The sequence below is a fragment of the Microcoleus sp. Pol1C5 genome, from assembly GCF_036701115.1.
Lineage (GTDB): Bacteria > Cyanobacteriota > Cyanobacteriia > Cyanobacteriales > Microcoleaceae > Microcoleus.
In genome coordinates this window covers 15,681-31,332 of record NZ_JAUBQE010000009.1, presented here as the reverse complement: position 1 = coordinate 31,332, position 15,652 = coordinate 15,681, and the positions used below count along the sequence as shown (strand labels likewise).

Below are 15,652 nucleotides of genomic sequence, written 5' to 3'. Positions count from 1 at the left end.
TGTCGGTTTGGGTTGGCAACTGGGCAATCAAATAGCAGAATATGGGGAGTACCTATTTGGCAGCCCGGTTAGCTGCAAGATGTAATTCCACCAGTATTTGCTACTCTCAACAACCAAACTTTTAGTGTTAGCTTGAGGCGATCGCGATCGCTGGTTTTGCCTATCCCAATTTGACGATCGACTTTTGCGGACTTTTGCGAACTTGGCACTCCTGAAGCCAAAAATCGGGGAATTGGGCGAAAACTCCGGTTAGTCGTGGTACACTCCACTAAGCTGTATATCTCGCTGAGGACAAATAAATCGCCGTTTAATCTGGAATTACCGCCCTTTAATAGCGAGCAAGTGTAGGATTGGGCGAAACGGTAAGGACTGGATTGGTCAGCGGAAGATTCCCAGCAACTGACGGGTTTTGTAAACAGGAATACCTATTTAGTACGGGTAGGTCTTGATCGTATCGGGCGTGGGGATGTCACTCCAGAGCAAGTATTGCAAAACTCTCCCATCTCTGCCGGAATTTATGACGATCGCCTACAACGACAACTGTGGAAGCTAGAACAGCAGCCAGAGTTCCTGGCATCATTCCTGCGAGTGGTAAAAAGCTGCACACCTGTAGAATTGGATGTAGTGGAGGCATTTAAGTTGGAAAGTATGGGGTTGGTAAATTTACAAGCCAATCTGGCGACGGTAAGTTGCGAGTTATTTAGGTAGGATTTTGGCGATCGTTTGAAGTAGCAGTCGATCAGATTTTTCAGGAAGACCGAACAACACTAAGTTGTCATTTGTATCATGCTACGTTGTTTTGCTTGCTTTGCTTTTATCCGAGCTGCAATAACAGCTAAAAGAGCATAACAACTTACCTCTTAGCAGCTTTAATTATATAACTAGCAATTTGCGTTACTACCATAACTGAAACACATTTTGCGATCGCTTGGAGGAAGTTACATTTGAAAACGGGATCTTTAACTGTTGTCGGGACGGGAATTCAATTAGTTGGTCATCTGACCTTAGCAGCGAAGGCGTCGATCGAGCAAGCTGACAAAGTTCTGTTCGCCGTAGCTGACCCAGTTACTGCTAAATGGCTACAGACACTCAATCCCACCGCAGAAGCCTTACCTTACAATACTAACAATCAGCGGCGTAGAGAAACTTATCGAGAAATGGTCGATCGCATTTTGGCTGAAGTTCGTCAGGGGTTGAATGTTTGTGCTGTTTTTTACGGTCATCCCGGTGTCTTTGCTTACCCTACCCATGAAGCGATTAAACAGGCGCGTCGTCAAGGTTTTAGGGCGCAAATGTTACCAGGAATTTCAGCGGAAGATTGCTTATTTGCTGACTTGGGTCTTGACCCAGGACGCAATGGATGTCAAAGTTTTGAAGCGACAGATTTTCTGATTCGGCGACGGAAATTTGACCCGACCAGTGCTTTAATTTTGTGGCAGATTGCGACGATCGGCAATCTGGGTTTTTATCAAGAAGGGATTCAATTGCGCGGTCTAACGGTGTTAGCTGAAGTGTTAGAAACATACTATGGTTCTGACCACGAAGTAATTGTTTACGAAGCAGCGGTTTATTACCCGGTTTGCGAGCCAGTTATCCAGCATATTCCTCTGTCCAAACTGGCTGAAACTCGTGTTACTCTAGTTTCGACACTTTATGTTCTGCCTCAAGCGTCTGCACCTGTAGACAGTGAAATGATGGCACGGTTGGGTATGTCTTTTGTTAAAGAAACTTAAGGTACTTTACCAAGAGAATGTAGTAAAAACTACATTTTTTTCAGTAGATAAAAAATGTATGTGTTAGAGGAGAAAAAATGTGGTAATGTCGCTTTATATAGAACAAAACCCTGACGATGCTAAGGCTCTGGCTCATCATGGTGAAAACCATCGGCTGACGGGAAATTTTGAAGCTGCGTTAGATGATTTCAACCGATCGCTCGACTTGGAGCCTAACAATGCTTGGGCGATCGCACACCGGGGCGAAACTTATTATCTGATGAAACGCTATCAGGAGGCTTTTGCAGATTTTCACCGAGCAATCGAGTTGCAGCCTGATTATACTTGGGCGATCGCGCACCGAGGCGTAAGTTACCGCTTTCTGGGAGAAGCATATTACCCAAAGGCTCTGGCTGACTTGGATCGAGCAATTGAGCGTCAGCCGGATTACGTTTGGGCGATCGCTTATCGCAGTCGCCTCTATGAGTTGATGAAGTGCTACAAGAAAGCCTTGATTGACTTCGATCGAGCGATCGCCCTTGACGAAACCATATTTGCGGGAAAAAATTGGCAAATTGAGAAAGGGTTGATCCTTTGCTATGATGGCCAATATTCTGAGGCGATCGCCTGTTGCGAACAGAGGTTGCAACAAATTGCTGATGACACGACAGCTTTGTACTGTATCGCAGTATCTAAAGCGCGTTGGCAGGGAGTGGACAAAGCAGCAAGCGAAATCGAGCGATCGCGGACAGCATTACTTGCTCAATGGGAAACAGGGGATCGGGGAGATATTCTCTACCGACTCAGCGGTTTAGCAATTTTGACAGGTAACTGCGAACAAGCATGGCAATATCTGCGAGAAGCTATTCCGATCAATGATGAAGCCATTGAGTTAGTCGGTCACGATCCCGCTTGGTTGGATTGGCGGGACGACCCGAGAACTCAGGCATTACTCGCTAGTTAAGTGTTTGAGAAAACAAATTTCAAGTAATTAAACATCAAGTGTCTTTTCAGGATAATTTTATGCAGATGGATATCAGCGATATGATGATGGCTCAACAAGCAGAAACTCTTCGCTTGTCAGGGGCTTACGAACAGGCGATCGAGATCTTTGAACAACTCCAAATGTATCCTGACAATGCTTGGGTTAATGCTCACTTAGGAGCAACCTATTACCATTTGATGGATTATGGGAAAGCAGAACATTATTTAAAGAAAGCGATTGACAAAAACGATAGGTATTTCTGGGCTCATGCACAGCTAGGCGAAACCTATCGTCTTCGAGCAATTACGGAAAATAACAAAAGGCCAGAATATATTAAATCAGCTATAGAGCATTTCCAAAAAGCGCTTGATAATAAACAACCAGAAAATAGCAACTATGCGTGGGCCTTAGCTCACTTGGGAGCAACCCATCGCCTGTATATAACTAAGGGTATCAGCCAATTCCTGAAGGAGCCGATATCTCAGCAACCTAATCCAGAGAATTCTTGCGGAAAAGAAAAGATCGAACAACACGCAGAAGACGCTTTGGAATGCCTTAACAGAGCGATTGAACTCATGCCTACATACGCTTGGGCATGGGGTATGCGATCGACAGTTTACAGATTGACTCAAGACTACGAAAATTCATTTTGGGATGTAGAAGTTGAAGCTGTAATAGCTCCGAATATGGAGATTATGCAACAGTCTTCTTCTCCCGTTCCCTTCTTAAAAAGTGGCAGAGTAAATCTTTACGAACACGCTTTCCTGTCTTTTTATTTGACCAAGAAACAATCAACCCCAGAGGATAAAAAAAGACACTACGTTAGGGCGATCGCTTTTCTCCAACAAGCTTTGATACTTAGTCCAGGTGACTTGATGGCTAAGCTAATTCTCACCATAATTGAAGCTAACCAAAAGAAGGAAGAAAGGGGGTCATTAAAACCCAATGACATTAAAATTATTCAAAGAAAATTAGAGCAGTTTTTTGCAGATACAGAAGTGGAGTTTTGCCAAAAATGTAAAAAGCTATTGCGACATCAAATAAATGTTCCAAAACCGTCAGTTAGTATCGAGCAGTTGAAATGGATAAATAGTCATGCTGAGGAGGGACATAAATTAAAGAAGCTTATTTTGGAAGAGGTGATAAAGAACCCTACATCAGGTGTTGAAAAAGAGCCTCAATTATGGCTATGGAAAAACTTTGAAGTGACCGAGATGTGGAGTTATATTCTTTTCTTTCTTTGTGAAGTAAGCCATCTCCTGGGAAACAAAAGTAATATTGGTACAGAAACGGCTTATCTAGAGCTTGCATTCCTCATCAATCCTTACTACGTTACAGAAAGGCTTTATCAAACTCCAGTGTTTTCACATGAAGACAGAGCAAAGATATTTAAAAAGTTGCACGATGATGGAATAGTGTTAAAATTTTCTGAACCCAATTCAATGAAACCCTTAATTGCTAGAAAATCAACTGAAAAAATTAATGACGATTAGTTGAGTTTTTCACTGTTCGCTACCTTAGAGATTTAGGAGAATATCCCATGAGTAACCTATTGGATTTATTAACAGATTTAGCACTTGACACGAAGAAACAAAGTGCTTTCCTCAACAACCCCAGTTCGTTAATGGACGAAGTGGGTTTAACGGAAGCAGAACAGACTGCAATGATGAGTGGTGAAAACGCTAAAATTGCCGCACTCTTTGCAGAGGCACGAGTTCCGTTTGCTATTACTTTTATCGATCCCGGCCCCGACCCCTTGCCAGATCCAGACCCTTTTCCTCCTTCTCCACCGCCCGACCCCGAACCTGACTCTGACTAGAATGTGGATTTGAAGTCAAACCACTAATAATTTTCTACACTTGGGAAAGTAGATTGATATTTTTTCATCTCAAACCGCACTTGTTGCGGTTTTTTATCCTCACAACATAAGTATGCAAAATTACCAAATTACTGAAAAACTGCATGAGAGCAGTAACTCCTTAGTCTATCGCGGATATCGGCAAACAGACAATCTGCCTGTTATCCTCAAAATGCTCAAAGAATCCTATCCTTCACCTGAAAAAATTGCCTGGTTTAAGCGAGAGTATGAAATAACCCAAAACATTAATTTATCAGGCGTAATAGATGTTTACAGCTTCCAAAACATAGAAAATCAGTGGGTAATTGCGTTAGAAGATTTTGGTGGCGAATCCCTCAATTATATAATCGCTAAAAAACAATTTACAATTGCTGAATTTCTCTATCTGGCAATTGAAATTGTTGACATTCTCGGTCAGATTCACCAGCAGCACATCATTCATAAAGATATTAACCCATCAAATATTGTTTTAAATCAGCAGACAGGTAAGCTGAAGCTAATTGATTTTGGAATTTCTACAACACTGTCGCGAGAAAGCCCAACCTTTCTTAACCCGAACGTATTAGAAGGAACGCTAGCTTATATCTCGCCAGAACAAACAGGTCGCATGAATCGAACAATCGATTGCCGCACTGATTTTTACTCGCTGGGGATAACTTTTTATGAATTACTAACCGGACAGTTACCTTTCCCCACGAATGATGTTTTGGAATTAGTGCATAGTCATATTGCTAAACAACCTATCCCACCGCACGAAGTCAAACCAGAAGTTCCACCTATTATTTCGATCATTATGTTGAAATTAATGGCAAAAAATGCTGAGGAACGCTACTTGTCAGCATATCAAATAAAGGCAGATTTACAAGAATGTCTCAGACAGTGGCAGAGCAAAGAGCAAATTGACCCTTTCCCAATCGCTCGGCACAATATTTCCGATCGATTTCAAATTCCCCAAAAACTGTACGGGCGAGAGCGGGAAATTTCTGCCTTATTAGCTGCTTTTGAGCGAGTTAGCCAAGGAGCCAGTGAAATGATGCTGGTTTCTGGATATTCTGGGATTGGAAAAACAGTATTAATCCAGGAGATATATAAGCCGCTGACTCAACAACGCGGTTATTTTATTTCTGGTAAATTTGACCAGTTTCAACGAGATACTCCCTACGCATCCTTAATTCAGGCATTTCGTTCATTAATACGGCAGTTACTAACAGAAAGCGATGCCCAAATTAGCAAGTGGCAAGAGAAGCTCCAAGCAGAATTAGGGGAAGCTGGAGGGGTAATCGTTGAATTTATTCCTGAATTAGAACTAATTATTGGTTCCCAACCACCCCTACCAGATCTGCCACCAGCAGAACAGAGGAATCGCTTTAATCTGGTTTTTCAAAAATTTATTAATATATTCACTCAGCCCGAACATCCGTTAGTAATTTTCTTAGACGATTTGCAGTGGGCAGATGGAGCATCGCTGGAATTAATTCAACTGCTGATGACAGTAGCAGATTGTAAATATCTATTTTTTATTGGCGCATATCGCGATAATGAAGTAAGCTCGGCACATCCGCTAATTCATACATGGGAAAATATTGAGAAAGCCAAAGCAACAACAATTAATAAAATATTCTTGACACCTTTAGCGTTAACCGATATTACGCAACTTTTAGTTGATACACTTTTTGCGGAATCAAAAAATGCTAAGCCACTTGCCGAATTGCTCCAACAAAAAACTGGTGGTAATCCGTTTTTTATCAATGAATTCTTAAAATCCCTGCATTCTGAAGCATGGTTATATTTTAACTACGAATCTCAGAAGTGGCAGTGGGACTTAGAACAAATCAAAGCGCAACCGCTTACAGATAACGTTTTAGAACTAACGAGCAAAAATTTAAAAAAACTCCCGACAGCAACTCAGGCAGTCTTAAAATTAGCAGCTTGCGTAGGGAATCAGTTTGACTTGAAAACACTAGCGATTATCTACGAAAAATCTCTTCAAGAAACAGCAACAGATTTACGGTCAGCACTTCAATCTGGTCTAATTATACCCCTCAGCCATGCCTATCAGTTGGCGGAACTTGATGTAGCAGGTTTGTCAGATCAGTTAGTTGCAGAATACAAATTTGCTCACGATCGCATTCAACAAGCAGTTTACTCTCTCATCTCCGAAACAGATAGACAGTCAGTACATCTGCGCGTGGGGAGGTTGTTATTGGAAAATACACCATCTGAAGAATTGGCACAGAACCTATTTGATATTGTCAATCAGTTAAACAAAGGCCGCCCGCTAATGGATCGACAAATAGAGCGATACGAATTAGCTCGATTAAACTTACAGGCAGGTAAAAAAGCCAAATCTTCAGCAGCTAGTCAACCAGCTTTTAATTACCTTCAGATTGGCTTAAATTTGTTAAATAACAAGAGTTGGTCGCAGCAGTACAACCTTACCTTAGATTTGTATTTAGAAGCAGCAGAAACAGCTTATACAATTGCTAACTACGATGAAATGGAGCGCTTATCTGGGGTAGTTTTGCAAAAAGCAAAAACGCTGTTAGAGAAAGTAAAAGTCTATGAAATTAAAATGCAAGCTTATTGCGCCCAAATGAAATTCCTAGAGGCGATCGACATTGGGCTAGAAGTTCTGAAATTACTTGGGGTAGAATTACCAGAACGACCGAACCAATCCGATCTGACACGAGAGATGGAGCAGATAAAATCTGCTTTAGCGGGCAGACAAGCCCAGGAGCTAATCGACTTACCGCAAATGACCGACCCGTATAAACTAGCAGCTATGCGGGTGATGAACTACTTGTCGAGCCCTGCGTTCATAGCACTTAATCAACTGAGCTTGTTAATGTGGTGCCGACAGATAAATTTATCGATTCAGTATGGTAATTCTGCTAACTCGGCTTTTCCGTATGTAGGTTACGGACTAATTCTCTGCTTATCAGGAGAGCTTGACACTGGCTATCAGTTTGGTCAACTTGCTTTGAAGGTACTAGAACTATTCAAAGATAGAACATTCAAAGCAAAAGTTTATGTAATATATATGGGATTTATTAAGCATTGGAATGAACCTCTCAGAGACACATCTTCTTTTTGCATGGAAGCTTATCAAAGTGGGATAGAAACGGGAGATATTGAATGTGCTGCTAGTATTAGGCAGGGCTATGCTTACGCTTTATATCTCAGCGGTGGGGAGCTGAGCGATGCCAAGAAAGAGATGGCGAAATCCCTTGAAGTTACTTATCAAACTAAACAGGAAGCATACATTAATTGGAATCAAATCTTGATGCAGGCGATCCTGAACTTGGTGGAACAAGTAGAAAATCCCTGCTGTTTAATTGGCGAAGTATACGACGAACAAAAGATGATGCCAGTTCATCAAGCAGGTGGCGATCGCACTGCGCTCATGCACGTTTATTCACATAAACTTATCCTCTGTTATCTTTTCGAGGAATTTCAGCAAGCTGTGGAGAATGCAGACCGCTTTGAAGAATACTCAGCTAATGCAGCTTCCTTGTTTATTCTCCCTGTGGTCTATTTGTATGATATGTTAGCCCGACTAGCGCTATATCCTAATTCCTCAGAGACGGAAAGAGAAGAAATCCTGACAAAGGTAGCTGCTAAACAAGAAAAAATGGAAACATGGGCAAAGCAGGCTCCCATGAATTACCTGCACAAATTCTATCTAGTGGAAGCGGAACGCGATCGCGTATTAGGCAACGATAAAGATGCCAGAGAATATTACGACAAAGCCATCATCTTAGCCCGCGAAAACGAATATCTCAACGAAGAAGCCCTCGCCTACGAACTAGCAGGCAGGTTTTATTTAGCCAGAAATCAAAATCATGTTGCCCGTCACTACCTGCAAGATGCCCACTATGCCTATCAGCGCTGGGGGGCTGTAGCTAAAGTCAAAGATTTGGAAGCGCGATACCCGCAATTTTTAGCCATTCAGTCGCTTAGTTCAACCCGAACAGATACTGAAAATAATATCATCAATCCAATCACCACAACTGGTAGCAATTCCGGCGAAGCGCTAGATTTTGCCGCAGTAATGAAAGCATCCCAAGCTATTTCCGGTGAAATCGTTCTAGAACAATTGTTAAACCAGGTGATGAAAACTGTAATTGAAAACGCAGGCGCTCAAAAAGGTTTTCTGATTCTGGATAAAGGCGGGAATTGGGCAATTGAAGCCGAAGCAGCCGTAGAATGCGAGCTCATTACCATTATGCAATCCATTCCCGTAGATTCTGTAGATCCTGCAACTGGAATTCCCCTGCTGTCAACCGCCATAGTTAACTACGTCGCTCGCAGCCACGAAAATGTAGTATTAAATAACGCCACCGATGAAGGACTATTTACTGGGGATTCTTACATTACCGCTACTGAGCCCAAATCGATCCTCTGCACCCCCCTACTCAATCAAGGCAAACTAGGTGGAATTCTCTATTTAGAAAATAATTTGGCGATCGGCGCATTTACCTCGGAAAGAGTCGAAACTTTAAAAATCATTGCCGCTCAAGCTGCGATCTCTATTGAAAATGCAAGTCTCTACGAAAAATTAGAAGATTACAACCGAACTTTAGAGCAAAAAGTAGAAGATCGCACCGCACAGTTAGCCCAAGCTAATGCAGAAATATTGGTTTTGAACGATCGGCTAAAAGTAGAAAACCTTCGCATGAGTGCCGAACTAGACGTAACCCGCCGCCTGCAACAAATGATTTTGCCTCAACAGCAGGAACTAGAGTCTATTGAAGGGCTAGAAATTGCTGCATTTATGGAACCCGCTGATGAAGTTGGCGGCGACTACTACGACGTACTAAATTACGGCGGTAAAGCCACAATTGGCATCGGCGATGTGACTGGACACGGTTTAGAAAGCGGCGTGTTAATGATTATGGCGCAAACAGCAATCCGCACTTTGTTGGTTCACAAGGAAACCGACCCCGTTAAATTATTGCAGACAGTCAACCAAACGCTTTTTGACAACGTAGAGCGCATCAATTGCGGTAAAAGTATGAGCCTTTCTTTGCTGGAATATCGGGGGGACAACATCCTGCGTTTGAGCGGACAGCACGAAGAGGTAATTCTCGTGCGTTCTAGCGGCGAAGTAGAGCGGATTGATACGATGGAGTTAGGCTTTCCCATCGCCTTGGAACCAGATATTGCCGATTTCATTGCTACTACTGAAATACAGTTAAATTCCGGGGATGTTGTCGTACTCTACACAGATGGAATTACCGAAGCTTTTGATATGAATCAAGCTCAATACGGTATTGAGCCATTGATTGAAGTTGTTGCCCTTAACAGGGGACAGTCAGCAGCAGAAATCAAGCAAGCTGTTATTGACGACGTGCGGCGATACATTGGGGAGCAAAAAGTATTTGATGACATTACTTTGGTAGTAATCAAACAGAAGTAAATATGGGAAAATGGAGTTGCGGCCGTGTCAAATATCTTTCCAGGCTTTGGCGAAAAATATACAGCAGATTCCACATTTATGAAGTACACCCGCCTATAGTTAGCTCGCCGTAGGGACACTGCACTGCCGTGTCCCTACACTTCACAAACCTGGAATACGCTGTATAATTAATTTTGCTTGACTACTTATACCTACCTTTGGCGATGCCAATAGTTTACAAACCGGATATCGGCACAAACTCGTAACCGTAACTGGTGCGACTTCCGGGTTTAACAGTTACTAATTGAACTGCTCGATTACGATCGCCCGAAGGTAAAAACCGAATTGACCCCGATGCTCCATTTGCCGAAAAATCTGACGCCGATAAAGCTTGTTGAATGCCTGTACGAGTCGGATTGCGCCCTAAACCGGCAATTAAGGCGATCGCCGCGTCGTAGGCTAAAGCTGTGCGCCAACTTACTTCAGCATTCCAAAGTTGTTTGGATGTTTGGGGAAAGTTTGACTGCGGATCTGCCAGAATGTGCCAAGGAACAGCTAGCACCATATCTGTTGCTCCTGCGCCACCGATTTGCAGTGTTTTAGCAGTATAAGCACCGTCTCCTGCTAGTAACGGCAGCCGTTTGGCGTTTACTTGCACTACTTGCAAAGCTTGGTCGATCGTGGCTGAATTGGATGCTAACATAATCACTTCTGCTCCTTGGGCGATCGCACTTTTAACGCTCTCGGCCGCATTAAAATTGCCCTTAGCAAAGTCAAATTCTGATACTATTTGTCCTCCATCTCCGTAAATAGCCGTAGTGAATTCATCTTTTAAAGATTTGCTGTAACTGCTGGTCGAATTGAAAAATATAGCAGCTTTTTGCTTTTGCAATTTTCCCACCATATAGCGGGAAAGAGCATTCGCAGCAAACCGATCGCTCGGCACTGTCCGAAATATATTGTTGGCAATTCCTGAGAGCTGCACAGACGTACTTGTCGGAGAAATTGCTACTAATTGTTTTTGCTGGTAAATCTTGCTGGCTGCTAGCGTTGTATCTGAACCAAAATGCCCGATGACTCCTAAAATTTCCGAGTTATTTGCCAAAGCACTGGCAATTTGTGCCACCATTTCTGGCTTGTTGTCATCGTTAGCAATTACCACTTTTAATGGAGTACCGCTAATGCCGCCGCTTTGGTTGATTTCATTTTGAGCTTGAGCTACCCCCCGCAGAATTTCTAGAGCAGCATTGATATCGCCGCCAATGGGAACTGCTGCTGCAATTGTGTAGGATTTTTGAGATCCGATGCGGGCGTTGTTGAGGTAAATTAGTGCTTCGGGATCGTTGCGATTGGTTTTCAGCGAAGCTTGTAAGTCGGAAATAGCTGCGTTATAGTTGCCAGATGCGATCGCCTGTACTGCTGCTTGTTTGGTTGTTGTGGCTTGCTCTGGAAGTAACAGTTTTTCGCCACCACTCAGACGCTGCCCAATTGCCTGCTCTGATTGCGGCGAATTCCCCGTCGCAGAGTTGGGAAAAGTCGGATTTTGGGGTGATAAACCCCCGACATTGATGCTGCCTCGGCTTGTCAGCCACCAAATACCTGCACCGGCTAGCCCGATCGTAATTAGGAGCGATAATACCAGAACAGCGGTTTCATTTTTTTGGGACATGGCTGCAGAATTTTAGATTTTGGGTTTTAGATTCAACTACTTAGGAAGTTCGGCAACGAGCAATGTATGGGATATAAAGCATTTAATAACAAGTTCTCTTTCATTTAATAATTTATGTAGCAATTATGCTAATTCTCATACTTGAGATAGATGATTGTGGGCTGACATCTACCTATATTTTAGCAGTTGTTAATTTATTTGATCTGGATATTATACAATCTAGCTGTGTAGCAGCTTAGATCCCACTGAGGTTGACTGTGATACCTGCAGATTGTCCCGTCTCTGAGGGTTTGGCTCCTTTACCGTATTTGGCGCTGCTGGGGGTGGGAGCCATTTCTAGTGTGATTTCTGGTGCTGTTTCAGGCACCGCGTCTCCTAAGTCTGCGATCGGTGGAATGCGATCGCTATGCACCCCACTAGGGCCAACAGGGAAGCTGGCATTTCTCTTGTTTTTTTCCATCCTTGAACAGTTTGCTCGCGGCTACGAAGCCTGGAGTAAAGAGTCGCTGGGTTATAACTTGCTTAACTTGTTGACTGCCGTTTTATCTGCCGTCATACTTCACTACTAGGGTAGAACAATCAGCTCAATATAGTTTGCTGCGAATCCTACTTTATAGGTTTTTTTATGTTGTTTAGCTTTTTGTAAACATTTTTGAGTCCCTCTTATCACAATCATCACCTAAATTCTTTTTCTTAATTATATCTTTATTTTCCCGGAGAGTCTCGACAGCGGGGGAGTTTTTAATTATCCAGGGGCGGGGAAAGATTAAAGTTTTTTTAAGTTTGACAAAATAAAGGACATCTTTTGTAATATAAAGAAGAAAGTTGAAAAAATTATAAAGACAAACTAATTGGATAAAAGTGTCGCTAAGGTAGTAAAAATGACGGTTGGTCAGAGAAAAAGAGTGTTAAGCTAGGCTAAGCTCAGTCAAAGCAAAACCTCGATATTTAATTAAGTTCGATCGATAACAAAGGCTAAGGTAAATTCCATGGCAAACTCAGTTTTAAATCAGCCAAACGCAGCAGCAGGAGTGCAGTGGCAGCCAAAAGATATTATCCGCGGCCTAGTGTGGAAAATTGCGATCGCAACCTGGCTGTTAATGGCTGTAGGCAGCGCCACGCGAGTCATGAATGCGGGGCTCGCTTGCCCCGACTGGCCACTGTGCTACGGTCAATTAATACCCGCAGCGCAAATGAATTTGCAAGTATTTCTGGAATGGTTTCACCGATTGGACGCTGCGGCAATTGGCTTAAGCGCGATCGCACTTTTAGGACTATCTTTGTTTTACCGCAGCCGCCTGCCAAAATGGCTGCCTTGGGCGAGCGCCGGAGCACTATTTTTAATCGTTTTTCAGGGCGTATTGGGCGGCTTGACAGTAACACAACTGCTGAGATTTGACATCGTTACTGCTCACTTGGGAACAGCTTTACTATTTTTTGGCGCCCTGCTAGTCATCGGTTTCCTGCTGACTCCCTACGAAGCTACAGGAAATGTCGGCAAATTAGCTTGGGTAAGTTCGATCGCAGCATTGTTAGTTTACCTGCAAAGTTTGCTAGGAGCATTAGTAGGCTCTAGATGGGCACTGCACCAATGTTTGGATTCCTCAGAATTGTGCTCGGTAATGAACAGCCACATCGCCGGTATCGTACCCGCTACCGCAGCGACTTTAGCCGTAGCAGTCATGGCTTGGCGGCAGCCTGCACTGAGTCCAAACTTGCGAAAACTGGCTCATTGGGCGAGTGTTTGCCTAATTGCTCAATTAGTTTTAGGATTAGCAACTTTCCGGCTGCACCTTCAGGTAGAACCGCTGACAGTCGCCCACCAAGCAGTCGGTGCTGCTTTGCTGGGAACCCTCATAGCTTTTAGTGTTTTAGCTTGGCGCGATCGAGTTTTATCAGCTTGAGAGTAAGAAGCGGCGGGTTTATTAATCCTTGTAGCTACACCAAATATTTCTCGTAAAACCCGCCCTACAACCTAATGACTAATGACGAATTCACAAATAATTACTAACAGCTTACAACCGATGCAAGAAATCCTTACCAACGACAGGCCCCGCCTCCACGAAAACTTTTCGCAAGTTGTGAAAAGCTACTATCAACTAACAAAACCCAGAATTATTTTACTGCTACTAATCACTACCTCAGCAGGAATGTGGATGGCCGCCAAAGGAGAAGTAGATCCGCTATTACTGGTATCAACTATTACTGGAGGTGCTTTAGCTTCTGCGTCGGCGAATACGATTAATTGTGTCTACGACAGTGACATCGATTATATTATGGAGCGCACCCGCTGGCGGCCGATTCCTTCCGGGCGTGTCAAGAAGCGGGATGCTTTGATATTTGCGATCGCCCTAGCTACAATATCTTTTACATTGCTGACAGTTGTTGCCAACTTATTAGCCGCATTGCTAGCAATGTCAGGCATCGTTTTCTACGTCCTAATTTACACCCACTGGCTGAAGCGTCACAGCGTGCAAAACATCGTCATCGGCGGTGCAGCAGGTGCAATTCCTCCGCTAGTTGGGTGGGCTGCCGTTACAGGAGATTTGAGTTGGGGTGCGTGGCTGCTGTTTGGGATTATCTTCCTCTGGACACCGCCGCATTTTTGGGCATTAGCAATGATGATTCGCGATGAATACAAGGAAGTAGGCGTCCCGATGTTACCTGTAATTGAGGGCGACGAAGAGACAGCCCGCCAAATTTGGATTTACACGCTATTGATGATTCCTGCAACTCTGCTGCTAGTTTATCCCCTGCATTTAGCGGGCGCGGTGTATGCGGGAACAGCTATTTTCCTCGGTGCTATTTTTGCCCAAAAAGCTTGGTTGCTGTTGCAGACTCCAGAAGATAAGATTGTTGCGCGATCGCTCTTCAAATACTCTATTCTGTACCTGATGCTCTTGTGCGCCGGAATAGTGGTTGACAGTTTGCCTGTGACTCATAATTTCACTACTGCTCTTGTAGAAAATGTGCAAACTTTGATTAGTGCAGTTGTGATGTAGTTAGGAGTTACTCAGAAATACCAAAGAAACCGGGTTTTTCACCAGTATTAAAGTCTCAAATGCACTATTGTGATAAAAAACCCGGTTTAGGCCTAACTCCTAGTAGTGAGTTAAATTGCAATTCTTAAAATGAAGCCCGCATCTAGCGGGTTTTGTTTGTTTACTTTAGGGAATGGGATACAACCATTTGCGAAATAATTGTGTTAAGCGTGGCATGACCAAATAGGTGAGCAATATAACAGTCAGACCTGTGATCATCAGAGATGTGAGCAAGGCAGGAAGCCCAGATAGTAGCGGTACAAGCAAACGATTGAGAATAGAAATGGTACAAAACACTCCCAACCATGTAACTAACGCCATTTTGTAGCGAGGGGGTGGAGCCTTCATCGATTTATTGGGCAGCGTAAACCAGGTTTCCAATCCGGTCAGGGTTTGAATATCTTCTGGCCTTTCAATCAAGGGCTGCAATCGCTCAATCCACTCTCGCCGAACATCAGATTCTAGCCAGGTCTTAAGATTGTCGTAGCAATCGAACTTGAGAATGACCACGTACTCAGGGTGGGCGTGATGCTGGGGTCGAATAGTGCTGACACCCAGATGTCCCTTGAATTTTCGTGCATCTGCGGCGATGCCATGAAACCATGCTTCGTAACCTTCATCGCGCCCCGGTTTCACTACATGAGAGATCACAGCGGTGACTAGATAGTTGTCTTCACTTGTATTGCTCGCCAACGGTTCTTCCAACATAGAATTTAGAGAATTAACTAAGAGAAAATTTTTATTCTGAACAACCACCTTAGAGACACCAAATTGCTCGGCAATTTTGGCCAGCAATTCGTGAAACAGAAGGGAGATTAACGAATGCGCTCGCGCAGGTTAGGCATGAGATGAAATGACTAGAAAAATAGTTACAATCTTTGACGTAAGAGCTATTAAAAATACCATATACGTGACTTACAACCAAGTATTTGTCACCGCTACGTTCCACGTAAAATTCATAACCTAACGATGACAATATGAACTCAGTT

Annotated in this window: 11 protein-coding genes and 1 pseudogene; 8 read left to right on the top strand and 4 right to left on the bottom strand. The window is 43.3% G+C overall.

Going from position 1 to position 15,652, the window contains the following annotated elements; genetic code table 11:
- Positions 1-68 precede the first annotated feature (68 nt).
- Positions 69-209: a hypothetical protein gene (locus QUA23_RS07175; RefSeq protein WP_333073580.1), complete on the bottom strand. Its 141-nt coding sequence runs from the start codon at positions 207-209 to the stop codon at positions 69-71.
- Between the two features lie 16 nt (positions 210-225).
- Between QUA23_RS07175 and QUA23_RS07170 the strand changes: the two are divergent.
- The 6 genes and pseudogenes from QUA23_RS07170 to QUA23_RS07145 form a co-directional block, all read left to right on the top strand.
- Positions 226-708, top strand: a pseudogene (locus QUA23_RS07170) (AAA-like domain-containing protein); the annotation flags it as partial.
- Between the two features lie 236 nt (positions 709-944).
- A complete protein-coding gene (locus tag QUA23_RS07165; protein ID WP_333073578.1) occupies positions 945-1,733 on the top strand; it encodes an SAM-dependent methyltransferase in 789 nt (262 codons plus the stop codon).
- 85 nt (positions 1,734-1,818) lie between these two features.
- The gene (locus QUA23_RS07160) at positions 1,819-2,676 is read left to right on the top strand and encodes a tetratricopeptide repeat protein (RefSeq protein ID WP_333073576.1); all 858 of its coding nucleotides are present in this window, start codon (positions 1,819-1,821) and stop codon (positions 2,674-2,676) included.
- A 59-nt stretch (positions 2,677-2,735) separates the two neighbouring features.
- The gene (locus QUA23_RS07155) at positions 2,736-4,190 is read left to right on the top strand and encodes a tetratricopeptide repeat protein (RefSeq protein ID WP_333093798.1); all 1,455 of its coding nucleotides are present in this window, start codon (positions 2,736-2,738) and stop codon (positions 4,188-4,190) included.
- Positions 4,191-4,237: 47 nt separating this feature from the next.
- Positions 4,238-4,516 (top strand): hypothetical protein, encoded by a 279-nt coding sequence (locus QUA23_RS07150; RefSeq protein ID WP_333073573.1) that lies wholly within the window; start codon positions 4,238-4,240, stop codon positions 4,514-4,516.
- 112 nt (positions 4,517-4,628) lie between these two features.
- Positions 4,629-9,974 carry an AAA family ATPase gene (locus QUA23_RS07145; protein ID WP_333073571.1) on the top strand — a complete coding sequence of 1,782 codons (5,346 nt, stop codon included), beginning with the start codon at positions 4,629-4,631 and terminating at the stop codon, positions 9,972-9,974.
- A 214-nt stretch (positions 9,975-10,188) separates the two neighbouring features.
- Here the strand turns inward: QUA23_RS07145 and QUA23_RS07140 are convergent, their stop codons facing one another.
- Together QUA23_RS07140 and QUA23_RS07135 are read right to left on the bottom strand one after the other, a co-directional pair.
- Positions 10,189-11,622 carry an ABC transporter substrate-binding protein gene (locus QUA23_RS07140; protein WP_333073568.1) on the bottom strand — a complete coding sequence of 478 codons (1,434 nt, stop codon included), beginning with the start codon at positions 11,620-11,622 and terminating at the stop codon, positions 10,189-10,191.
- A gap of 235 nt (positions 11,623-11,857) precedes the next feature.
- Complete coding sequence (locus QUA23_RS07135; RefSeq protein ID WP_333073566.1) at positions 11,858-12,082, bottom strand: hypothetical protein; 225 nt, start codon at positions 12,080-12,082, stop codon at positions 11,858-11,860.
- Between the two features lie 529 nt (positions 12,083-12,611).
- Between QUA23_RS07135 and QUA23_RS07130 the strand changes: the two genes are divergently transcribed.
- A complete protein-coding gene (locus QUA23_RS07130; protein WP_333073563.1) occupies positions 12,612-13,526 on the top strand; it encodes a heme A synthase in 915 nt (304 codons plus the stop codon).
- A 120-nt stretch (positions 13,527-13,646) separates the two neighbouring features.
- The gene (locus QUA23_RS07125; protein ID WP_333073733.1) at positions 13,647-14,624 is read left to right on the top strand and encodes a heme o synthase; all 978 of its coding nucleotides are present in this window, start codon (positions 13,647-13,649) and stop codon (positions 14,622-14,624) included.
- Between the two features lie 165 nt (positions 14,625-14,789).
- Here the strand turns inward: QUA23_RS07125 and QUA23_RS07120 are convergent, their stop codons facing one another.
- A complete protein-coding gene (locus QUA23_RS07120) occupies positions 14,790-15,458 on the bottom strand; it encodes an antibiotic biosynthesis monooxygenase (RefSeq protein ID WP_333073561.1) in 669 nt (222 codons plus the stop codon).
- Between the last annotated feature and the right edge of the window lie 194 nt (positions 15,459-15,652).

Excerpts from the sequence above, each read along its gene's own strand:
- QUA23_RS07140 (WP_333073568.1), bottom strand. The coding sequence starts at position 11,622 with ATGTCCCAAAAAAATGAAACCGCTGTTCTGGTATTATCGCTCCTAATT.
- QUA23_RS07150 (WP_333073573.1), top strand. The coding sequence starts at position 4,238 with ATGAGTAACCTATTGGATTTATTAACAGATTTAGCACTTGACACGAAG.
- QUA23_RS07130 (WP_333073563.1), top strand. The coding sequence starts at position 12,612 with ATGGCAAACTCAGTTTTAAATCAGCCAAACGCAGCAGCAGGAGTGCAG.
- QUA23_RS07135 (WP_333073566.1), bottom strand. The coding sequence starts at position 12,082 with ATGGAAAAAAACAAGAGAAATGCCAGCTTCCCTGTTGGCCCTAGTGGG.
- QUA23_RS07145 (WP_333073571.1), top strand. The coding sequence starts at position 4,629 with ATGCAAAATTACCAAATTACTGAAAAACTGCATGAGAGCAGTAACTCC.
- QUA23_RS07160 (WP_333073576.1), top strand. The coding sequence starts at position 1,819 with ATGTCGCTTTATATAGAACAAAACCCTGACGATGCTAAGGCTCTGGCT.
- QUA23_RS07155 (WP_333093798.1), top strand. The coding sequence starts at position 2,736 with ATGCAGATGGATATCAGCGATATGATGATGGCTCAACAAGCAGAAACT.
- QUA23_RS07125 (WP_333073733.1), top strand. The coding sequence starts at position 13,647 with ATGCAAGAAATCCTTACCAACGACAGGCCCCGCCTCCACGAAAACTTT.